Below are 21,288 nucleotides of genomic sequence, written 5' to 3'. Positions count from 1 at the left end.
CAACGGGAGTCCGTGACCATGCAAAGGCGTTCCCTTCTCGCCGCGGTTGCCGCGGCACCCGCCACCCTTCCCGCCCTTGGCCGCGCCCAGGGCCTGCAACGGGCCACCCTGCGCCTGAAATGGCTCGCCCAGACGCAGTTCGCCGGCTTCTACCTGGCCAAGGCGCGCGGCTACTACGCGGCCGAGGGCATCGACCTCACCATCAACCCCGGCGGGCCGAACCTGCTGACGGAGAACCTCGTCGCCTCCGGCGCGGATACCTTCGGCCTCTCCGGCGGCACGGACAGCGTCTTCGCGGCGCGCGAGAAGAACCTGCCCATCGTCTGCGTCGGCGTGGCGCATCAGCTGACGCCCTTCGTCTTCGTCTCGCGCGCCAGCGGGCCGATCCGCACGCTGCAGGACTTCCGCGGCAAGACCATCACCACTTGGTTCACCGGCGCGAACTACGTGCTGCTCGCCATGCTCGCCAAGGCCGGCCTGCGGCTAGGCGACTTCACCATGCAGCCGCAGCAGGTCTCGGTGACACCCTTCGTCGAGGGGCAGATCGATGTGGTCACCGCCACACGGTACAACGAGTTCTACACGCTCATGACCCGCATGGGCCGCGACAACCTGCGCATCTTCGATGCGGAGGACCAGGGCATCACCTTCCCGCGCGACACGCTGATCGTGAGCGAGGCGACGGCGCGCCAGAAGCCGGAGATGGTGAAGGGGTTTCTCCGCGCCTCGATCAAGGGCTGGCGTGAGGCGCTCGGCGACCAGAAGGCGGGCGTGGACGCGGTGATGGCCGCCGCCTCCTCGCTCAACCGCGAGCACCAGGAGTTCATGCTGGTCGAGGCCGGCAAGCTGATGACGGCGGGCGCCGCGGCGACGCAGGGGCTGTTCTGCGTCGACCCGGCGGCCATCCGCACGGCCTACGACTTCCTGCGGCAATACGAGGTGATCAAGACCGACATCGACCTCGCCGCGGCCTATGACGGGAGCTTCCTCGCCGCCATCCCCGTGGCGGATCGCCTGGCTTGAAACACGCCCTGCTGGGGCTGTGCCGGCTGGTCCTCGGCCTCGCCCTGGCGGCGGCGGTGTGGGAGGGGGCGGTCGTCGCCTTCTCCATCCGTCCGGACTACCTGCCGCGGCTCAGCATCATCCTCGCGACCATCGCGGCGGCGCCGGAGGCCTATGTCGCAGGCTTCCTGCGCACGCTGACGGAGACGCTGATCGGCTTCGCCGCCGGCGCCCTGGTCGGCGTGCTGAATGGCGTGATCTTCCTCCGCGCACCCGTGCTGCGCGACATGCTCTTTCCCATCTTCGTGGTGTCGCAGACCATCCCGGTGATCGCCTTCGGCGCGCTGGTGGTGCTGTGGTTCGGCAACACGCTGATGGCCAAGGCGGTGATCGCCTTCTACCTCACCTTCTTCCCCGTCACGGTGAACACGCTGCTCGGGCTGCAGTCGGTGGACCCGAGGCAGATCGCGCTGCTGCGCAGCTTCGGCGCCTCGGGCCGGCAGATCATGCTCCGGCTGCTGCTGCCCTCCGCCCTGCCGCAGATCTTCGTGGCGCTCCGGCTCGCCGCCTCGCTCAGCCTGGTGGGCGCGATCGTCGGCGAATGGTTCGGCGACACGACGGGGATCGGCGTGATCCTGCTGCAGGCCATGTACACGGAGAACATCCCCGTGCTCTGGGCCGCCCTCCTCTGCGCCGCGGTGCTCGGCACCGGCTTCTACGCGGTGGTGGCCCTGGCGGAGCGGCGGCTCGTCTTCTGGGGCGCCGAGCAGTGACGGACGGCACGCATCGGGCGGCGCTGCGTGGGCTGGCGGGCGCCATCGCCCTGGTGACGATCTGGGAGGTGGTCGCGCGCGGCTTCGCGCTGCCCGCCTACACGCTCCCGGCGGTGAGCGACATCTTCGTCAATGTCTGGACGCAGCGCGCGAGCCTGCTTCGCGCGGGCGGCACGACCCTGCTGGAGGCGCTGCTGGGCTACGGGCTGGGAACCTCCATCGGCATCGGGCTGGCCATGCTGATCACCATCCTGCCCTGGTCGCGGCCGGGCATCCTGCCGGTGCTGATGGCGGTGAACTCCGTGCCCGTCGCGGCCTATTCGCCGCTGGTGCTACTGTGGTTCGGCATCGGCATCGCATCGAAGGTGGTGATGGTGACGCTGGCCGTCGGCTTCACCGTCTTCCTCAGCGCCCTCTCGGGCTTCGACCGGGTGGACCGCCGCAGCGTGGACCTGCTGCGCAGCTTCGGCGCCGGGCCCTTCGGCATCCTCTGGCGCCTGCGCATCCCGGCCGCGCTGCCGCTGATCGCGGCGGGCATGCGGGTGGCGACGGTGCGCAGCCTGATCGTCGCCATCGTGACGGAGATGCTGGGCGCGTACAGCGGTCTCGGCTGGGAAATCTACCAGGCCGTTGTGCAGATCGACTTCGTGAAGGTCTGGGCAGCCATCTTCGTGGCCTCCGCCATCAGCCTGGCTTTCTTCGGGCTGATCGGCTTCCTGGAACGCAAGGTGATCTTCTGGCGATGACGCGGCAGATGCATCTCGGCCTCTTCCTGCTCGGCACGGGGAGCCATGTGGCCGGCTGGCGCTATCCGGGCGCGCTGGACAATTTCCAGGACATCGCAGCGCTGCGCGAGATCGCCCGCACGGCGGAGCGCGGCCGCTTCGACCTGATCTTCATGGGCGACAACCTCTATGCCGACCCGGCCGCCCATCCCTCCTACACGCTGCGGCTGGAGCCGCTGACCATGCTCGCGGCGCTGGCCGGCAGCACGACGCATATCGGCCTGGGCGCCACGGTGGCGACGACCTACAGCGCCCCCTTCACCGTCGCGCGGCAATTCGCCTCGCTGGACCATATCAGCGGCGGGCGCGCCGCCTGGAATGCGGTGACCGGCGCCAGCCCGGCCGCTGCGCCCAACTTCGGGAAACTCCATCCGGACCATGCGCAGCGCTACGCGATCGCGGGTGAGTTCGTGCAGGTGGTGAAGGGGCTGTGGGACTGCTGGGCGGACGATGCGGTGGTGGCCGACCGCAAGACCGGCATCTACATCGATCCCGCGAAAATCAGGTCGCTCGACCACGACGGCTCGTTCTTCAAGGTGAAGGGGCCGGTGAACATCGGCCGTTCTCCGCAGGGCCAGCCCATCGTGCTCCAGGCCGGCGGCTCGGGGCCGGGCATGGCGCTGGCGGCGGCGACGGCGGATGTCGTCTTCTCCGTCGTGCAGGATTTCGATGAGGCGCGCGCGCAATACGCCGCTTTCAAGGCTCTGCTGCCTCCGCTCGGCCGGCGGCCGGAGGATGTCACCATCCTGCCCGGCGTGATGCCGGTGGTGGGCCGCACCGAGAAGGAGGCCTTCGAGCGGCTGGCGCTGCTGCAGGGCTTCGTGGATTCGGGCAACGCCCTGCAGTTGCTGAGCGACCGCTTCGGCACGGACATGCGGCGATACGACCTCGACGGCCCGATCCCGGACATCCCGCTGCCGGACACCTATCACAGCTTCGCCAGCGTGATGCTGAACAAGGCGCGGCGCGAGGGCATGTCGCTGCGTGACGTCTACAACCTGATCGCCGCGGCACGCGGCCATTGGGTGCTCTGCGGTTCCGCCGGGCACATCGCCGATACGCTGGAGCACTGGTTCCTGAACGGCGCGGCGGACGGCTTCAACGTCATGCCGCCCTACTTCCACGAGGGGTTCGAGGATTTCGTCGATCTCGTCGTGCCGATCCTGCAGGAGCGCGGCCTGTTCCGCCGCGACTATACGGGCACGACTCTCCGGGAAAATCTCGGCCTCTCGCGACCGCCACGTGCCTGACCAGGAGCACCCCCACCCCCTGTTGGAGAGATGATGATGGATCGCCGTACGCTTCTTGCCGCCGCTGCCGGCACGCTCGCCCTCCCTGCCCTCGCCCATGCCCAGGCGCCACGCGTGACGCTGCGCCTGAAATGGCTGCCCAACGCGCAGTTCGCCGGCTTCTACCTCGCGCAGGAACGCGGCTACTACCGCGAGGCCGGGCTCGACCTCACCATCAACCCCGGCGGGCCGAACCTGCTGACGGAGAACCTGGTCGCCACCGGCGCCGACACCTTCGGCGTCTCCGGCGGGTCGGAGAGCGTCTTCGCCGCGCGCGAGCGCAGCCTGCCCATCGTCTGCGTCGGGATGGGCCACCAGGTGACGCCCTTCACCTTCGTCACCCGCGCCGACGGCCCCATCCGGCGCGTGGAGGATTTTCCGGGCAAGCGCGTCACGGCCTGGTTCACCGGCGCGCAGCTGGTGCTGCAGGGCATCATCGCCTCCCGCGGGTTGCCGCCCGGCGCGGTGACGATCAGCCCGCAGCAGGTGAGCTTCACCCCCTTCATCAACGGCGAGGCGGATGTGGTAACCGCCACCCTCTACACGGATGTGGCCTTGCTGCGCGCCCGCATGGGCCAGGACAGCCTGCGCCTGTTCACGCCGGAGGATTACGGCATCACCATCCCGCGCGACACCGTGATCGTCTCGGAGCGGACGGCGGCTGACAATCCGGACCGCGTCCAGGCCTTCCTGCGCGCCTCGATCCGCGGCTGGCAGGAGGCGAAGCGCGATCCGGCCGCCGGCGTCGCCGCAATCATGAAGGTGGCGCCCACGCTGAACCGCGAGCAGGAGGCGAGCACGCTCGTCGAGATCCTGAAGCTGATGGGCGCCGGTGCCGCGACGACACAGGGCCTCTTCACCCTCGACCGCGAGGTGATCACGCGCGCCGGCGAGTTCCTGCTGCGCTACGGGGCGCTGACCCGGCCCGTGGATATCGATGCCGCGTTCAAGCCGCAGTTCCTGGCGGGAATCCCGCGCGCGGACCGCATGCTCGGATGACCACCCTCCGCATCGAGAAGGCCGACTGGCTCGTCACGGTGGACACCGGGCGTCGCATCATCCGGGACGGCGCGATGCTCCTCCGCGACGGGCGGATCGCGGCCGTCGGCAAGACCGCCGAGCTGCGCGGCATGGAAGCCGAGAAGGTCATCGACGCCACGGGCAAGCTTGTGATGCCCGGGCTGATCGACACGCATGTGCACAACTCGCAGCAGCTCGGCCGCGGCCTAGCGGATGGCTGCGACATCCCGATCCACCTGCTGCAGCGTCTCTACGGCTACGAGGCGCAGCTGATGCAGGAGGACGCCTACTGGGCCGGCGTGAACTGCCAGCTGGAGATGATCCGCGCCGGCACCACCTGCTTCCTCGACCCCGGCAACTACTTTCCGCAGGAGATGGCGCAGGCGGTGGAGGAGACCGGCCTGCGCGGGGTGATCGCCCGCATTATCTTCGACGTGCACCAGACCTCCGTCGGCGAGCTGCACGGCAAGATCACGCGCGAGACCACCGAGCAGGCTCTGACGGCCGGGGAAGAGGCCGTGCGCCGCTTCCATGACACGTTGGACGGGCGGCTGCGCACCTGGTTCGGCCTGCGCATCCCGGCGGTCTGCTCGGACGCGCTGATCCAGGGCGCCAAGGCGCGCGCCGATGCGCTCGGCGTCGGCATGGTGCTGCATGCGTCCGAGGCGCGGGACGAGGTGGTGGCCTCGCGCGTGAAGTTCGGCATGCCCGATGTGGAGCGGCTGGAGGCGCTGGGCGCGCTCGGCCCCAACGTGCTGCTGATCCATATGGGCTGGACCAGCGCGAAGGAATTCGCGCTGACCGTGAAACGCGGCTGCAAGGTCTGCTGCACGCCCTCCACCGGCTTCCGCGCCGGGATGGGCAGCATGGAGCACGGACGCTTCCCGGAGATGCTGGAATGCGGCGTCCCCGTCTCGCTCGGCTCGGATAGCGCCATGTCCAGCAACTTCGTGGACGTGGTGCGGCAGATGTACCTGGCCGCCGGGGGCGCGCGGTCCCAGCGGCTGGACCCGACCGCCATGCCGCCGGAGACGGTGCTGGAGATGGCGACCATCAACGGCGCGAAGTGCCTGCTCTGGGAGGACGAGATCGGCTCGCTGGAGGTCGGCAAGCGCGCGGACGTGACGATGTTCGACACCCGCAGGCCGGATTGGCAGCCGGTGCTGAACCCCATCGCCAATCTCGTGAACGCGGCGCGCGGCGGGGCGGACACGGTGATCTGCAACGGCCGTGTCCTGATGGAGGAAGGCCGCGTGCTCAGCATCGACGAGCCCCGCGCGCTCCGCGAGGCGGCGGAGCGCGGCCACCGCATCGCCACGCAGTCCGGCCTGCTGGAGAAGATCGCGCCGGCCTGGCCGGTGATCTGACGGATCAGGGCACCGTGCCGCGGCAGAGCATGGCGGTGGCCACGAACTCGCGCGGGCCCTCGCCCGCGCCGGCCTCGTAGGCGGCACGCAGCGCCTGGCGGAGAGTCTCGCGGCGATCCGGAGGCAGCGTGACGACATAGCCGCCCATCATGCCCTCGCCCGTCATGAGCGGCGCCCAGTAGTCCTGGAAGCCGGCATAGCCGAAGCGGATATGCGCGCTGGCTTCCTTCACCTCGACGAGGCCGGCCGCGCGCCAGAGCGCCGCCATCTCGCCGGGTGCCGCGATCGGCACGGCCATGTAGCGCTGGCGCAGCGCGGCCGCAGCCGGATCCAGCATCGCCGCCGTGTCCATGAAGAGGCGCACACCGGGCATGCCGCCGCGGACCTCCCAGGCGGCGCCGGTCACCACGCCTCCCGGCCGCGTGACGCGGCGCATCTCGGCGAGGGCCTGGTCCGGCCGCGGGATGAAGGGCAGCACGAGCTGGGCGATGGCGCGGTCGAAGCGCGCCGTCGGGAGGGGCAGCGCGCAGGCATCGCCGCGGCAGAAGGAAAGCCGCGGATCCTGCGCGTGCTGGCGCGCGACCGCCACGTAGTCCTCCGCATAGTCGATCCCGACCACCCCTTCCGGCTCGCGCGCCAGCAGCGCCGTGGCGAGGCTGCCCGTGCCGCAGCCCACGTCGAGGATGCGCTGGCCCGGCGCGCATCCGGCGAAGGCGATGACATCAGGCGCAAGAAGACGGCTCCAACGGCCCATCACCAGCTCATAGGCGGCGGCGTCATGGGCGTTGAAGATGGAGGGCATGGCGTGCGGAATCCTCGCGATCCATCCGATGCTGTCACGGATCATGCGGCCGCGGGAGGATGCCCCGGGGCTCCGCCTTCCGATCTGCCCCCTTGGCGGAAGGATGCTTCCGGCTTCATGATGTCCGCGGGAAGGCGCTACATGGCATCAGGCATGTAGGAGAAACATGATGTTGCATCGTCGCTCGGTGCTGTCCGCTGCCACGCTCGGGGCTGCCGCCCTGTCCCGTGCCTCCAGGGCCGCCAATCCGCCTGTCTTCGTCGGCGTGAGCGGTCCGCTCACCGGCCCCAACGCGCAATACGGCGCGCAGTGGAAGGATTCCTTCGACCTCGCGCTGGAGGAGCTGAACCCCACCGTGCAGCACCCCGTGCAATACATCTTCGAGGACAGCCAGAGCGATCCGCGGCAATCCGTCGCCATCGCCCAGAAGTTCGTGAACGACCCTCGCATCATCATGGAGCTGGGCGACTTCTCCTCGCCGGCCTCGATGGCGGCCTCGCCGATCTACCAGCGCGCGCGCCTCGTGCAGTTCGGCTTCACCAACTCGCATCCCGACTTCACCAAGGGCGGCGACTACATGTGGAGCAGCTCCATCAGCCAGGCGGAGGAGCAGCCGGGCCTCGCCGACTACGCGATCAACGGCCTAGGCAAGCGCCGGCTGGGCGTGATCCACCTGAACACGGACTGGGGTGTCACCAGCAAGAACCTCTTCGCCGCCGCGACGACGCAGAAGGGCGCCGTGGTCACGGCCGCCGAGGGCTTCCTGCCGAACGAACGCGACTTCCGCTCCACGCTGGTCCGCATCCGCGACAGCAATCCGGACTGCATCGTCATCATCGCCTATTACGCCGATGCGGCGACGATCGTGCGGCAGATCCGTACCCTCGGCCTGCCGCAGCCCATCGTGGCGGTGAGCTCGGTCTACTCGCCCAAGCTCATCGAACTGGGTGGCGACGCGGTGAACGGCGTCCACGTCATCACCACCTTCTTCCCTGAGGAGCCGCGGCCCGAGGTGCAGCGCTTCGTCTCCGCCTTCAAGGCGAAGTACAATCGCGACCCCGACACCTTCAATGCCACGGCCTACGACACGATGGTCCTGACCTCGACGCTGGTGAACCGCTACGGCACCACGCGTGCCGCCATCCGCCAGGGCATCGCCCAGATCCGCGACGTGCCCAGCGTGATCTTTGGGACCATCCAGTTCGACACCGAGACCCGCCGCGTCGCCGGCGCCCGCTATAAGCGGCTGATCGTGCGCGGCGGCCGCTTCCAGCTCTTCGAGGGCGGCACGCCCTCCTGATGCGACGCTTCGCAGCGGGGATGGCCCCCGCATGAGCGCGTGGTTCGACTACACGGTCAACGGCTTCGTCATCGGCAATATCTACGCGCTGCTCGCCGTGGGCCTCGCGCTGATCTACGGCGTCGCGAACCTCGTGAACTTCGCGCATGGCTCGGTCTATGTGGTCGGCGCCTATGTGGGATGGGCGGCGATCACCCATCTCGGCACGCCGCTGCCGCTGACGCTGCTCTGCGTGGTCGTCGCCTGCGGGCTGGTGGGCATTGCGATCGAGCGGATCGGGCTGCGACCGCTGCACGGCTCGTCGCGCATCGCGCCGCTGCTGGCGACCATCGGTATCGGGCTGGTGCTGGACCAGGTGGTGCAGCTCGTCTTCTCGCCCGATCCGCGCGCGGTGCCGATGCAGGTGCCGGAATGGCGTATCCAGATCGGCGGCGGGACGATCGGCGCGCTGGACCTGTTGATCGCGGGCATCGGACTCGCCTCGGCGGCGGTGCTCTACTTCTTCCTGCGCTTCACCAAGCTCGGCTGGGCCGTGCGCGCGACGGCGCAGGATTCCGATGCGGCGCTGCAGATGGGCGTCGACATCAACAAGGTGAACATGGCGGTCTTCGCCATCGCCTCGGCGCTGGGCGGCGTCAGCGGCCTGCTGGTCGGCATGTACTACAACCAGATCAACCCGGCGATGAGCTTCGAGGCCACGCTGAAGGGCATCGTGGCGCTGATCATCGGCGGTCTCGGCAACGTGCCCGGCGCCATCGGCGGCTCGCTGATCCTGGGCCTGACCGAGAGCTACGGCATCGCCATCTTCGGCACCTCCTACCGCAACCTCTTCGCCTTCGTGCTGCTGATCGCGATGCTGCTGTGGCGGCCGAACGGGCTCTTCTCCAGCCGCCGCTCGACGCCGCCTGAGCCGTTGACGGGCACCTTCATCGCGCGGTCGAAGCCGATCCGCGTGCCGCGCTGGGGCGTGGCGGCGCTGATCCTCGTGGCGGCGCTGCTGCCGCTGACGGGGCATCCCTACCTGCTCCAGGTCGGCGCCAACTCCTTCCTTTACGCCATGCTGGCCCTCAGCCTGACGCTGGTGGCGGGCACGGTGGGACAGATCTCGCTCGGTCATGCGGCGCTGCTGGCGATCGGCGGCTACGCCTCCGGTCTGCTGGCGATGGATGCTGGCTGGCCGGTGGCGCTGGCCATCCCGATGGCGGGGCTGATTACCGCGGCGCTCGGCACGGCGCTGGTCTTTCCCGCGTTCCGGCTGACGGGCCACTACGTCTCCATCGCCACGCTCGGCATCGGCGAGATCGTCTCGCTGGTGATCCTGAACTGGACCGGCCTGACCCACGGCGCCATCGGCCTCGGCGGCATCCCGCCGCTGGAGATCTTCGGCATCGACCTCGGCTCGGTGGAGGGAACCTACTGGATCTCCCTCGCCGTGCTGGTGCTGCTGGCCATGCTCCAGGCGCGGCTGCTGAACTCGCATCTCGGCCGGAGCTGGCGCGCGATCCGCGACGACAGCGTGGCCGCGCGCTCCTACGGCGTCAGCGGCGACCGCTACAAGGCGTTGGCTTTCGCCTATGGCGGCTTCGCGGCCGGCATCAGCGGCGCCATCACCGCCCATGTCTACTCCTACATCAACCACGAGACCTTCGGCGCCAGCATCTCCATCCTGGCGCTGACCATGGTGATCCTGGGCGGCATGGGGCACGTGATCGGCGCGGTGCTGGGCGCCACGCTGCTCATCGCGCTGCCCGAGGCGTTCCGTGGCCTCGCCGAGTACCGCATCCTGATCTACGGCATCGTGCTGCTGCTGCTGATCCGCTTCAGGCCGCAAGGCCTGATGGGGACGGTGTGATGGCCTTTCTCGAAGTCCGCGGGCTCCAGAAGCGCTTCGGCGGCGTCACCGCCGTGGATGATGCGACCCTCGACCTGGAAGAGGGCGAGCTGCTCTCGATCATCGGCCCCAACGGCGCCGGCAAGACGACGCTGTTCAACCTGATCAGCGGCCTCGACCTGCCGGATGCGGGATCGGTGAAGTTCCTCGGCCAGGACATCACCGGCGCCGCGCCGGAGAAGCTGGCCGGCATGGGCCTGGCGCGGACCTTTCAGCACGGCCGCGTCTTCGGGAACCTTTCGGTCCTCGACAACGTGCTGGTCGGCGCGCACACGCGGCTGCTGGCCGTGCGCCCGACGACACCGGTCATCGGCGCGTTGATGGAATTCGCCCTCGCCGCCATCCGCCCGAAATCGGTGCGCGACGAGGAAGAGGCCCTGCGCGAGGAGGCGAAGCAGATTCTCGCCCGCTTCGGCGAGCGCCTGACACCGCGACTGGATCATCCCGCCTTCAGCCTTTCCTACGCCAACCGCCGCCGCACGGAGATCGCCCGCGCCCTAGCGCTGCGCCCGAAGCTGCTCATGCTCGACGAGCCCACCGCCGGCATGAACCAGACCGAAACTGCGGAAATGCAGGAGATCATCCACGACCTCAAGCGCAGCGGCCTGACCATCCTGCTCATCGAGCACAAGCTGGAGATGGTGATGCGCCTGTCCGATCGGATCATCGTCATGGACAACGGCGCCCGTATCGCCGAGGGCCTGCCGCAGGAGGTCCGCAACGACCCCGCCGTCATCGAGGCCTATCTCGGCCATCGCGAGACCGGCGCCAAGGCGGGGGCTGCTCCGGATGCCTGACCCTCTGCTGAAGCTCGACGGCATCAACTCCTTCTACGGCCCGGTCCAGGTGCATTTCGACCTGACGCTGTCGGTCGAGCGCGGGCAGATCGTCTGCCTGCTCGGCGGCAATGCCAGCGGCAAGTCCACGACGATGAAGACCATTCTCGGCCTCCAAAGGCCGCGCTCCGGGAAGGTCTGGTTCGACGGTGCCGACATCACCGGCCTGCCCACGCCGCAGATCATCCGGCGCGGCATCGGCTCCGTGCCCGAAGCGCGTCGGCTCTTCGGCGCCATGACGGTGCGGGAAAACCTGCTGATGGGCGCCTACACCCGGAGCGACAAGCCGGCCATCGCCGCGGACGAGGAGCGCGTCCTCACCCTCTTCCCCCGCCTGCGCGAGCGGCTGAAGCAGCGCGCGGGCACCATGTCGGGCGGCGAGCAGCAGATGCTCGCCATGGCCCGCGCCATGATGGGCCGCCCCAAGCTGATCGTGATGGACGAGCCCACCATGGGGCTCTCGCCGCTCTTCGTGGACCGCGTGCTGGAGCTGATCCAGACCATCAACCGCGAGGGCGTGACCATCTTCATGGTGGAGCAGAATGCCAGCCTGGCGCTCGGCATCGCGCATTACGGCTACGTGCTGCAGACCGGCCAGATCGCCCTCGAGGGCCCGGCCGGCGAGTTGCTGCGCGACCCGCGCATCCGCGACGCCTATCTGGGCGGCGCTACCGCGGCCTGAGTAGAATGCCCCAATGACCCTGCGCCTCGGCTTCTTCACGCGCCTGCTCGACGTCACGACACCCGCCGAGCGCTACCGCCTCGGCGCGGAGCAGATCGTTCATGCCGAGCGCTGCGGCTTCGATTCCGCCTGGATCGCGCAGCACCATTTCCATGAGGACGAGGGCGGCCTGCCCTCGCCCTTCGTCTTCCTCGGGCACGTCGCCGCGCGGACCTCGCTGATACGGCTGGGCACGGGCATCGTGACGCTGCCGCTGGAGATGCCGCTGCGCGTCGCCGAGGATGCCGCCGTGCTCGACCTGATGAGCGGCGGAAGACTGGAGCTCGGCATCGGCCCGGGCGGCAATGCTTCGGCCTTCACCGCTTTCGGGCTGAACGGTGCCGAGCGCGGCCGGATCTTCGGCGAGAACACGCAGATGCTGAAGGACGCGCTCGCCGGCGGGACGCTGCCGGGCGGCGACCACCTCTATCCGGCGGCACCTGCTGGACTCGCGGATCGCATGTGGCAGGCGACCTTCACCGTCGAGGGCGCCCGCCGCGCCGGCGCGGCGGGCGACGGGCTGCTGCTCTCGCGCACCCAGCCGCGCCCCAAGGACCAGCCGGACCAGACGCTCGCCGACATCCAGAACCCGATGATCGACGCCTATCTGGAAGCCCTGCCGGCGGGCCGCGCGCCGCGCATCCTGGCCTCCCGCTCCGTCTTCGTGACCGACGAGCGCGCCGACGCCTTCCGCTTCGCCGAGATCGGCCTCCAGCGCTTCAGCGCGCGGCTCATCAGCCTCGGCCGCGCCCAGGGCGGCGAGACGACCGAGGCGCTGATCGCCGCCCTCGACGTGCATCTCGGCACGGCCGAGGATGTCGTCGCCTCGCTGAGGACGGACAGCACGCTCGCGCGCGCCACCGACCTCGCGGTGCAGGTGCACTCGATCGATCCGCCGCACCCCTTCATCATCAGGTCGATCGAGCTGGTGGCGGAGAAGGTGGCGCCGGAATTCGGCTGGCGCCGCGAGACGACCGAAGGCATGCGCCACGTCGCCTGACGTGGCGGGATTTGGGAGAGAACGACCATGACCGTCGACGTGATCGACAAGCTCGTCGGCATCGCGCCCGGCTCGGCGATGGATGCGATCCGCGCCCAGCGGCCGGAGGCGCGCACCCATGCCCAGAAGAGCTACGAAGCCCTCTTCGCGCCCGCCGACCTCGGCGGCGTCACCGCGGCGGAGCGCTTCGCGGTGGCGTGTTACGTCGTGGGCCTGCACGGCGAGGCCGAGACCGCCGCCTTCTACGCCGAGGGCCTGGCCTCCGCCCCGCTGCGCGCGGCGGTGGAAGCGGCCGTTCAGCAGACCATCACCGAGGGCCCCTACGGCGCCTTTCCCGCCGGCCCCCTGAGTGGCGAGGACAAACCCGGCCTGGCCTATGCCGTGGACGCCGCCACCGCGGCCGCGCTGGGCCCGCGCCTCGCTGCCGCCTTCCCGCATGTGCACATGCTGGTCTTCCATCCCCGCGACGCCGCGCCGGAATCGCTGGCCGCGATGCTCGCCGCCGGCTGGACGACGACGGATATCGTCACGCTCTCGCAGATCGTCTCCTTCCTGTCCTTCCAGATCCGGGTGGTTGCCGGCTTTCGCGTCCTGCTGCGCGCGTCCTGAGGAGTCCGAACATGCCCGACACCACCCTCACCCCGCCCGAGCACACGGCGCCCGCGGCCTTCACCCGCGCGCAGGTCGACTGGCTGCCCTGGCTCGAGCCACTCGCCCCTGAGGCCATGACCGAGCGCCAGAAGACAGCGCTGGTCGACGCCTCGCGCATCAAGTCGCCCTATTTCCGGCTGCTGGCGCGCGACCCCGACACGCTCGAATCCCGCACACGCGCCGACAAGGACATCTTCTACAACACCAACGCCGGTCTCCCGCGCGCCGAGCGCGAGCTCGCCGCTGCCGCGGTGTCGCGCTTCAACGGCTGCATCTACTGCGCCTCGGTGCATGCGCGCTTCTCCGCCACCTATTCGAAGCGCGAGGCTGATATCGACAGGCTGCTGGCGGAGGGCGTCGGCGCCGATCTCGGCGAGGAATGGAACGCCGTCGTCGCCGCCTCGGTCGCGCTGACGCGGACGCCGCTGGCCTTCGGCCCGGAGCACGTCGCCCGCCTGCGCGCCGATGGGCTGGACGACCTCGCCATCGCCGACGTCATCCAGTCCGCGGCCTTCTTCAACTGGGCGAACCGGCTGATGCTCTCGCTCGGCGAGCCGGCGATTTAGCTGCGATGGCATGCACATAAAACCGACGTAGGGCCCTGAATAACATGGGTTAACGCCCGCGCCGCCGTCCTGCGCGAAGCTCCCGTCATGTCGATTCGCCACGCATGACGTCGCCCCTCGTCCGCAACCTGCAGAATTACGTCCGCTTCACCACTGGAGAGGCCGTCGAACTGGACCGGCTGGCCTTCGCGCGGCGGATCCAGCTCGGTCCGCGCTCGGAGATCATGGCCGAGGGCGACCGGCCGCGGCACGTGCACGTGATCCTCGACGGCTGGGCCTGCCGCTACCGGGAGCTGGCCGACGGACGCCGTCAGATCGTCGCCTTCTGCCTGCCGGGGGATCTCTGCGACGAGCGGGTCCTGGCGCTGCAGCGCATGGACCATTCCTTCGGCAGCCTGACGGATGTCCTGCTCGGCCAGGTGAGCCCGGCCGCGCTGGAGAGTCTTTGCGCCGCCCATCCGCGCATCGCGCGGGCGGTCGCCTGGTCGTCCCAGGTGCAGGCCTCGCTGCAGCGGGAATGGACCGTCAACCTCGGCCAGCGGGACGCGGTGGATCGCGTGGCGCATCTGCTGTGCGAAATCCACCTGCGCCTCCGGCTGGTGGGGCTGGCCGGGCCGGAGGGGTGCGAGCTGCCGCTCACCCAGGCCGAGCTCGGCGACGCCACCGGCCTCTCCACCGTGCACGTCAACCGCGTGCTGCAGGAGCTGCGCGCAGCCCGGCTGATCGTGCTGCGGGGTCGCGCTCTCACCATCCCGAACCTCGCCGCGCTGCATCAGGCGGCGCGCTTCGACGGTGCCTACCTGCACGCCGACCGCGAGGGGCGGCACCTGGACGCCGAGGAGTAGCCTCAGCGCCCCGCCCGGGCGGCCTCGACCCTGGCGGCAAGCTCTTCCATCTCCGGGTCCGGGATGCCGTGCGCGCGCAGCCCGTCGCGGGTCTGGAACAGGTATTCAGCGGAGCTGCCGAGGTTGCCGGCCGCCGTGGCCAGCCGCTCGATCACCGCCTCCGTCGCCAGGTCGCCGGCGTAGTAGGTGCCGGCCGGGTCGATGGTGAAGGTGATCGCGCCGCCGAAGCGATGGCCGTCGCGGTCGAGCAGCTCCACCCAGCGGGGCACATAGGCGGTCGCGACCATCTCGCGCCGCCAGATGAGGGTGAGCTCGCGCTCCAGATCCTCCTCGGCGAGGCGGAAGGCCACGCCCTCGCAGTGGCCGCCGGCGTCGAGGCCGAGCACCAGGCCCGGGAGCTCCAGCGTGCCGCGGCCCGCGACGGTGGAAAGGCAGAAGGCGCGGTGCCAGCCCTCGATCCGGGCCGTGCGCTGCTCGACGACATGGATGGCGGGATTCCAGATCAGCGAGCCATAGGCGAAGAGCCAGACATCGCCCTCCGGCCGTGCGGCCAGCGTCGCGCGCAGGGATTCGGCGCGCTCGGCCTCGGTCAGCAGCCGGAGATGGGGTGCGTCGCGCGCCAGCATCGCGTCGATCCCGCCGGCCTCGAGGAGCGCGCGGGAGAGCGGCGTGACGGCGGGCTTCTGCGGGATGGCGGCGGTCCTGGTCCGGCGGGCGGTGTCGGAAAACTTAACGCGATCGCTGGGCATGGCGAGAGGTCCTGGAAGAGAAGCCGGCGGTAGGCCGTCTCGAACGAGATATGACTTTCTCTTCCATGGGGATAAACTGCCATTCAGGCACATCTCTATGGCGACGAAGGATACAATGAGCGATCGCGGCGCCCTGCCCATCCAGGACATCGCGGCCTTCGTCGCCGTGGCCGAACACGCCAGCTTCACGCGCGCGGCCGAGGCGCTGGGCAGCAGCAAGTCCAATGTGGGCAAGGCGGTGCAGCGCGTGGAGGCGCGGCTCGGCACGCGGCTCTTCCAGCGCACCACGCGCGTCGTTCGTCTCACCGAGGATGGCGAGACCTATCTGGAGGCGGCGCGCGCCGCGCTGGACGGGCTGCGCGAGGCGGAGCGCGCCCTCAGCGCCCGCCGCGCCGAGCCCGCGGGCCGCGTGCGGATCGACCTGCCGGCCGGCTTCGGGCGCCTGCTGCTGCCGGGCTTCGCCGCCCTGCGCGCGCAATATCCGAAGATCACGCTCGACCTCGCGCTGACCGACCGCTTCTCCGACCCGATCGGCGAGAGCTGGGACATCGTGGTGCGCATCGGGGCGCTGCCCGACAGCGTGGGCGTGGTGGCGCGCAAGCTCTGCGACCAGCGCTCCTGCCTCTACGCCTCGCCCGCCTATCTGAAGCGGCGCGGCACGCCCGCCGCCTTGCGCGAGCTGCCGGAGCACGACGCGCTGATTTTTCGGGCGCCGGGCGGGCAGCTGCGGCCCTGGCGCGTGGGCGATGCGGGGCGGGAGATCGAGATTTCGCCGCCGCCGGCCGTGGTGGTGGCGGACGGGCAGGCGCTGGTGGAAGCGGCGCTGGAAGGGCTCGGCATCGCGAACATCTACGACCGCGTGGCGCTGCCCTACGTGCAGGCCGGGCGGCTCGTGCAGGTGCTGCCGGATTCCGCGCTGCCGGGGCCGCCGGTCCATGCCATGGTGCCGACCCACGGCCACATGCCGCCCAAGACGCGTGCGGTGCTGGAGCATATGGTCGCGTATCTGCGCAGGCCGCGTTGAGTCCTTATCAGAAATCCGGGCAACCATCTTGCCCTGCCGGCGTGTCATCGTATCGTCGCGCTGCACCGCAGCAGAATTGAGTGGCATGGATATCGGCATCGACATCGGCGGAACCTTCACGGATGCGGTGCTGCGCGGCGGCGACGGATCGCTCCGCTCGCTGAAGGTGCCGAGCACGCCGGACGATCCGGCCCGCGCCGTGGGCCACGCGCTGTCGCGCCTGCTGGGCGGCGATGCGGGGCCGGAGGACGTGCGCCGCTTCCTGCACGGCACCACGGTCGCGACCAATGCCATCCTGGAGGGCACGGCGGCGCCGGTCGGCCTCATCACCACGCGCGGCTTCGCCGACGTGATCGAGCTCGGCCGCATGACGCGTGCCTCCAACTACGACCTCATGTTCGGCCCGCAGACGCCGGTGAGCCTTGTGCCGCCCGAACGCCGCATGGAGGTCACCGAGCGCATCGGCGCCGACGGCACCATCTGGGAGCCGCTCGACGAAGCCGAGGTCGCAGAGGCCGCGCGCGCGCTGGAGGCATCAGGCGCCAAGGCCATCGCCATCGCCTTCCTCTTCGCCTTCCTCGACGCCACGCATGAGCGCCGCGCGGCCGAGATCGTGCGTGCGACCTGCCCGGGCATGGCGGTCTCCCTCTCCTCCGAGGTCGATCCGGCGCCGCGCGAGTACGAGCGCACCTGCGCCACCGCCTTCGACGCCGCGCTGAAGCCGGTCATGAGCGACTATCTCGGCCGCATCGAGAGCATCATCGAAGGCGCGGGCATCGGCGTGCCCTTGCAGGTGATGCATTCGCGCGGCGGGCTGCTCGGCGCCGGCACCGCGCGCGGCAAGCCGATCCGCCTCACCCTCTCCGGCCCCTCGGCCGCGGCGATCGGCGCGGCCGCCGTGTTGCGCGGCGCGGGCTTCCCGGACGGCGTCTCCATCGATGTGGGCGGCACCAGCGCTGATATCGCGGTGATCCGTGGCGGCGCCCCGGCCCTGCGCATGGACGGCGTGATCGGCACCTTTCCCGTCCGCGTGCCAACGGCGGATGTCCTCGCCATCGCGGCCGGCGGCGGCTCCATCGCCTGGATCGACGATGCCGGCGGGTTGCGCGTCGGCCCGCGCTCGGCCGGCGCGGCCCCCGGCCCGGCCTGCTACAAGCGTGGCGGCACGCGGCCGACGGTGCTGGACGCCTCGGTCGTGCTCGGCCTGGTGGACCCCACCCGCTTCGCGGCCGGCGAGCTGTCGCTGGACGCCGCCGCCGCCGCCGAGGCCATCGAGCGCGAGATCGCCGGCCCGCTCGGCCTCGGCCTGCGCGAGGCGGCGGTCGCCATCCACCGCGTCATCAACGCCACCATGGCCGAGGCCGTGCGCAAGGTGACGGTCGCGCGCGGCGTGGACCCGCGCGAGCTGCCGCTGGTGCCGGCCGGCGGCGGCGGCGGGCTGCACGCCTATGCCATCGCCGACGACCTCGGCCAGACGCGCATCGTCGTCCCCGCCGCGCCGGGCGTGCTGGCCGCCACAGGCCTGCTCGACGCGCCGCTGGAGCATGACTTCGCGCGCGGCTTCGGCCGAGTGACCGACAGCCTTCCGGAAGACGAGCTGCGCGCCGCCATCGCGGAGCTCGTGGCCCAGACCGGCGCCGCCATGGCCGCCGAGGGTGCCGATTCCGGGGCCGCGGAGGTGCTACTGACCGCCAGCGCCAGCTATGTCGGCCAGGGCCATAGCCTCGACGTGGCGATCCCGCACGACAGCGCGACGCCCGGCGCCGCCATCCGCGAGGCCTTCATCGCCGCCCATCGCGCCGCCTATGGCCATGCGCGCCAGGCACCGGTGCGGCTGGTCTCGCTGCGCGCCGTGCGCCGCCTGCGCGCGCCGATCCTGGAGCCGCGCCTGCCCATCCGCGCGGCCGGCGCGCGCAGCACGCGCCCGGCGGTGATCGACGGCGTGGCGCAGGAGGTCGTGGTCGTGCCGCGCACCTCGCTCGCGCCGGGAGAAATCCTGCACGGGCCCGCCATCCTGGAGCAGGATGACACCACCCTGGTCGTGCCGGCGGGCTGGGTCGTCACCGCCCATCCCGCTCATCTGCTGATGGAGAAGCGGGCATGAACGTGATGTCCTCCGTTGGGCGCCTCGACCCCGCGACCATCGAGATCGTCCGCCGCCGCCTCGACGCCATCGCCGAGGAGATGCAGGCGGTGATGCTGCGCTCCGCCGTCTCGCCCATCGTGCGCGAGGCGAACGACGCCTCGGCCAGCCTCTTCCTGCCGGACGGCACGCTGATGGCGCAGTCCATCTCGCTGCCGCTGCTGCTCGGCTGCCTGATGCCCGCCGTGCAGCGCATGCTGCGCGACTTTCCCGTCGGGCAGATGCGCCCGGGCGACGTCTACCTGATGAACGACCCCTATGACGGCGGTACGCATATCCCGGACGTGTCGCTCATGGTGCCGGTCTTCGCCGAGGGCCGCGTCATCGCGCTCGCCGGCACCATCCTGCACCACCAGGACATGGGCGGGCTGACGCCGGGATCGCTGCCCACCACGGCCACCGAGATCTTCCAGGAGGGCCTGCGCCTCCCGCCGCTGCAGCTCGCGCGCGCGGGCGTCACCGACCCGCAGATCCTGAGGATCATCAACCTCAACACCCGCACGCCCGAGGCCTTCAACTGGGACCTCGAGGCGCAGATCGCCGCCTGCCGCGTCGCCGCCACGCGCACCGAAGAGCTCGCCGCCCGCCACGGCGCCGACGCGCTCACCGCGATGATGCTGGAGTTGGTGCGCCGCGCCGAGGCCGCGACCCGCGCCGCCCTCCGCGCCATCCCCGACGGCAGTTGGACCTACGAGGACGCACTCGACAACGACGGCGTGGAGCTGGACCGCCCCGTACCCATCAAGGTCCGCGTCACCGTCGAGGGCGACGCCATGACCATCGACTTCACCGGCACCTCGCCACAGGTGCGCGGGCCGGTGAACGCCGCGCCGGCGGGCGTCATGGCCGGCTGCTTCTTCGCGCTGCGCGCCGTCACCGGCCCCGATATCCCGAACAATGGCGGCTGCTCGCGCCCGCTCACCGTGATCCTGCCCGAGGCCTGCCTGCTCAATCCGCGCATGCCCTCCGCGCTGAACGCCCGCACCGGCACGGTGAAGTTGGTCACCAACTCCATCCTCGCCGCCCTCGCGCCCGTGCTGCCGGACCGCATCCCCGCGCCCAGCTCCGGCTGCTCCACGGTGATGGCGCTTTCCGGCCGCCGCCCCGACGGATCGGCCTGGGTGGTGACGGAGATTCTTTCCGGCGGCAGCGGCGGCTCCGCAACCCACGACGGTGTGCATGGCGTCTCCACCGACATCAGCAACACCATGAACATGCCCGCCGAGGCCATGGAGACGGACGCGCCGGTGCGCGTGCACCATCTCGGCATCAGGCGCGGCTCGGGCGGCGCGGGGCTGCATCCGGGCGGCTGCGGCATCACGCGCGAATATGAGGTCCTGCATGGGCCGCTCACCCTGACCTTCCGGGGCGAGCGGCATTTCCATGCGGCAAAAGGCGCCGCCGGAGGCCAGGGCGGCCAGCCGGCGGAAGCCTGGGTCATCCGCAAGGACGGCCAGCGGGAGAAGGTGCGTTCCAAGCTCACCACGGTTCTGAACACGGGCGACCGGCTGCTGATGGGCACCGCCGGCGCCGGAGGCTGGGGGCCAACCGAATGAAGCTTGCACTCACCGCATCGCTGCTCTCGGCAGCGCTCGCCTTCACGCATCCCGCCTCGGCGCAGATCGACACCACACGACCGCTGCGCATCCAGGTGGGCTACACCAGCGGCGCCTTCGATATCACGGGCCGCATCATGGCCGACGGGCTGCGAGAGCGGCTCGGCGTCAATGCTATCGTGGAGAACCGGGCGGGCGCCGGCGGCTCCATCGCCTCGGACTACGTGGCCAAGGCCTCGCCGGACGGCTCGGTGATCCTGATCGGCGGCGCGGGGACGCATGGGGTGACGCCGGTCCTCCGCCGCAACCTGCCCTTCAACGCCGCCACCGACTTCACCGCGATCGCGCGCATCTCCGAATTCCCCAACGCCATGACGGTGGCGGCCGACATCCCGCCGCGCACGGTGCAGGAGTTCATTCAGTGGGCGCGGCGGCCGGGCGGGATCAATTTCGGCTCCACCGGCACCGGCACCTCGATCCACCTGGCGGGCGAGCTCTTCCGGCTGCGCACGGGGCTGGAGATGACGCACGTGCCCTATCGGGGCAGCCCGCAAACGATCGTGGACCTTCTGGCCGGGCGTGTGCAGGTCACCATCGACAACCTGCCCAACGTCTTCGGCGGCATCCAGGGCGGCACGCTGCGCGCGCTGGCCGTGACCTCGCCGGAGCGCGTGCCCACGCTGCCCGACGTGCCGACCATGGCCGAGGCGGGCGTGCCCGATTTCGTCGTGACGAGCTGGGTGGGCGTCTTCGGGCCCGCGAATATGAGCCCGGCCACCGTGGCGCAGCTCTCGGCCGCGATCATCGAGGTCGTTCGCTCAGCCGAGGGCGATCGCCGGCTGCGTGCCCTCGGCGGCTTCCCGTCCCCCGCCGGCCCCGCCGAGTTCGACGCGAGCTGGCGCGCCGACATGCGGCGCTGGGCCGGGGTAATCCAGGCCGCGCACGTCGTGGTGGACGATTGAGACCGC

20 protein-coding genes are annotated in these 21,288 nt (G+C 70.5%); 18 read left to right on the top strand and 2 right to left on the bottom strand.

The genetic code is table 11. From position 1 onward, the window contains the following. The first annotated feature begins 18 nt into the window (after window positions 1–18). From AC1ROY_RS24760 to AC1ROY_RS24735, 6 genes are read left to right on the top strand one after another with little or no spacing between them, the layout of a single operon-like run. Entirely contained in the window at window positions 19–1,023 is a 1,005-nt protein-coding gene (locus AC1ROY_RS24760) for an ABC transporter substrate-binding protein (RefSeq protein WP_493151577.1), read from the top strand. After that, window positions 1,020–1,775, top strand: coding sequence for an ABC transporter permease (locus AC1ROY_RS24755; protein WP_493151576.1), 756 nt, complete (start codon window positions 1,020–1,022; stop codon window positions 1,773–1,775). Before AC1ROY_RS24760 ends, AC1ROY_RS24755 begins: the two co-directional genes overlap by 4 nt. Continuing rightward, on the top strand, window positions 1,772–2,521 hold the full coding sequence (locus tag AC1ROY_RS24750) for an ABC transporter permease (protein WP_493151575.1): 750 nt from the start codon (window positions 1,772–1,774) through the stop codon (window positions 2,519–2,521). Before AC1ROY_RS24755 ends, AC1ROY_RS24750 begins: the two co-directional genes overlap by 4 nt. Continuing rightward, window positions 2,518–3,810, top strand: a complete 1,293-nt coding sequence (locus tag AC1ROY_RS24745) for an LLM class flavin-dependent oxidoreductase (RefSeq protein WP_493151574.1) — start codon at window positions 2,518–2,520, stop codon at window positions 3,808–3,810. Before AC1ROY_RS24750 ends, AC1ROY_RS24745 begins: the two co-directional genes overlap by 4 nt. 36 nt (window positions 3,811–3,846) lie before the next feature. Next, entirely contained in the window at window positions 3,847–4,848 is a 1,002-nt protein-coding gene (locus AC1ROY_RS24740) for an ABC transporter substrate-binding protein (protein ID WP_493151573.1), read from the top strand. Beyond that, the gene (locus AC1ROY_RS24735) at window positions 4,845–6,236 is read left to right on the top strand and encodes an amidohydrolase family protein (protein ID WP_493151572.1); all 1,392 of its coding nucleotides are present in this window, start codon (window positions 4,845–4,847) and stop codon (window positions 6,234–6,236) included. Before AC1ROY_RS24740 ends, AC1ROY_RS24735 begins: the two co-directional genes overlap by 4 nt. Window positions 6,237–6,240: 4 nt before the next feature. Here AC1ROY_RS24735 and AC1ROY_RS24730 read toward each other — a convergent pair whose 3' ends face one another. Further along, a complete protein-coding gene (locus tag AC1ROY_RS24730; protein WP_493151571.1) occupies window positions 6,241–7,038 on the bottom strand; it encodes a class I SAM-dependent methyltransferase in 798 nt (265 codons plus the stop codon). 166 nt (window positions 7,039–7,204) lie between these two features. Here AC1ROY_RS24730 and AC1ROY_RS24725 point away from each other — a divergent pair, with 166 nt between their 5' ends. The 8 genes from AC1ROY_RS24725 (at window position 7,205) to AC1ROY_RS24690 (ending at window position 14,848) form a co-directional block, all read left to right on the top strand. After that, a complete protein-coding gene (locus tag AC1ROY_RS24725) occupies window positions 7,205–8,338 on the top strand; it encodes an ABC transporter substrate-binding protein (RefSeq protein WP_493151570.1) in 1,134 nt (377 codons plus the stop codon). A 31-nt stretch (window positions 8,339–8,369) separates the two neighbouring features. Beyond that, window positions 8,370–10,190 (top strand): ABC transporter permease, encoded by a 1,821-nt coding sequence (locus AC1ROY_RS24720; RefSeq protein ID WP_493151569.1) that lies wholly within the window; start codon window positions 8,370–8,372, stop codon window positions 10,188–10,190. Continuing rightward, window positions 10,190–11,026 carry an ABC transporter ATP-binding protein gene (locus AC1ROY_RS24715; RefSeq protein WP_493151568.1) on the top strand — a complete coding sequence of 279 codons (837 nt, stop codon included), beginning with the start codon at window positions 10,190–10,192 and terminating at the stop codon, window positions 11,024–11,026. The genes AC1ROY_RS24720 and AC1ROY_RS24715 overlap by 1 nt, the downstream gene beginning before the upstream one ends. Then, the gene (locus tag AC1ROY_RS24710; protein WP_493151567.1) at window positions 11,019–11,747 is read left to right on the top strand and encodes an ABC transporter ATP-binding protein; all 729 of its coding nucleotides are present in this window, start codon (window positions 11,019–11,021) and stop codon (window positions 11,745–11,747) included. The genes AC1ROY_RS24715 and AC1ROY_RS24710 overlap by 8 nt, the downstream gene beginning before the upstream one ends. Before the next feature lie 13 nt (window positions 11,748–11,760). Further along, window positions 11,761–12,786, top strand: coding sequence for a putative FMN-dependent luciferase-like monooxygenase (locus AC1ROY_RS24705; RefSeq protein ID WP_493151566.1), 1,026 nt, complete (start codon window positions 11,761–11,763; stop codon window positions 12,784–12,786). A gap of 27 nt (window positions 12,787–12,813) precedes the next feature. Next, window positions 12,814–13,395, top strand: coding sequence for a CMD domain protein (locus AC1ROY_RS24700; protein ID WP_493151565.1), 582 nt, complete (start codon window positions 12,814–12,816; stop codon window positions 13,393–13,395). An 11-nt stretch (window positions 13,396–13,406) separates the two neighbouring features. Beyond that, window positions 13,407–14,003 carry an alkylhydroperoxidase domain protein gene (locus AC1ROY_RS24695; protein WP_493151564.1) on the top strand — a complete coding sequence of 199 codons (597 nt, stop codon included), beginning with the start codon at window positions 13,407–13,409 and terminating at the stop codon, window positions 14,001–14,003. 104 nt (window positions 14,004–14,107) lie between these two features. After that, window positions 14,108–14,848 (top strand): Crp/Fnr family transcriptional regulator, encoded by a 741-nt coding sequence (locus tag AC1ROY_RS24690; RefSeq protein ID WP_493151563.1) that lies wholly within the window; start codon window positions 14,108–14,110, stop codon window positions 14,846–14,848. Between the two features lie 2 nt (window positions 14,849–14,850). On the opposite strand, the gene AC1ROY_RS24685 is transcribed toward AC1ROY_RS24690, so the two are convergent. Beyond that, window positions 14,851–15,597 carry a gamma-glutamylcyclotransferase gene (locus tag AC1ROY_RS24685; protein WP_493151562.1) on the bottom strand — a complete coding sequence of 249 codons (747 nt, stop codon included), beginning with the start codon at window positions 15,595–15,597 and terminating at the stop codon, window positions 14,851–14,853. Between the two features lie 115 nt (window positions 15,598–15,712). Here AC1ROY_RS24685 and AC1ROY_RS24680 point away from each other — a divergent pair, with 115 nt between their 5' ends. From AC1ROY_RS24680 to AC1ROY_RS24665, 4 genes are all read left to right on the top strand, one after another. Further along, a complete protein-coding gene (locus tag AC1ROY_RS24680; protein WP_493151561.1) occupies window positions 15,713–16,621 on the top strand; it encodes a LysR family transcriptional regulator in 909 nt (302 codons plus the stop codon). A gap of 85 nt (window positions 16,622–16,706) precedes the next feature. Further along, a complete protein-coding gene (locus AC1ROY_RS24675) occupies window positions 16,707–18,725 on the top strand; it encodes a hydantoinase/oxoprolinase family protein (RefSeq protein WP_493151560.1) in 2,019 nt (672 codons plus the stop codon). Next, window positions 18,722–20,320, top strand: a complete 1,599-nt coding sequence (locus tag AC1ROY_RS24670) for a hydantoinase B/oxoprolinase family protein (RefSeq protein WP_493151559.1) — start codon at window positions 18,722–18,724, stop codon at window positions 20,318–20,320. Before AC1ROY_RS24675 ends, AC1ROY_RS24670 begins: the two co-directional genes overlap by 4 nt. Next, complete coding sequence (locus tag AC1ROY_RS24665; protein WP_493151558.1) at window positions 20,317–21,282, top strand: Bug family tripartite tricarboxylate transporter substrate binding protein; 966 nt, start codon at window positions 20,317–20,319, stop codon at window positions 21,280–21,282. The genes AC1ROY_RS24670 and AC1ROY_RS24665 overlap by 4 nt, the downstream gene beginning before the upstream one ends. The last annotated feature ends 6 nt before the right edge of the window (window positions 21,283–21,288 follow it).

The sequence above is a fragment of the Roseococcus sp. GW821-FHT12F05 genome (assembly GCF_058806835.1).
This window is presented reverse-complemented; position numbering and strand designations above follow the sequence as displayed.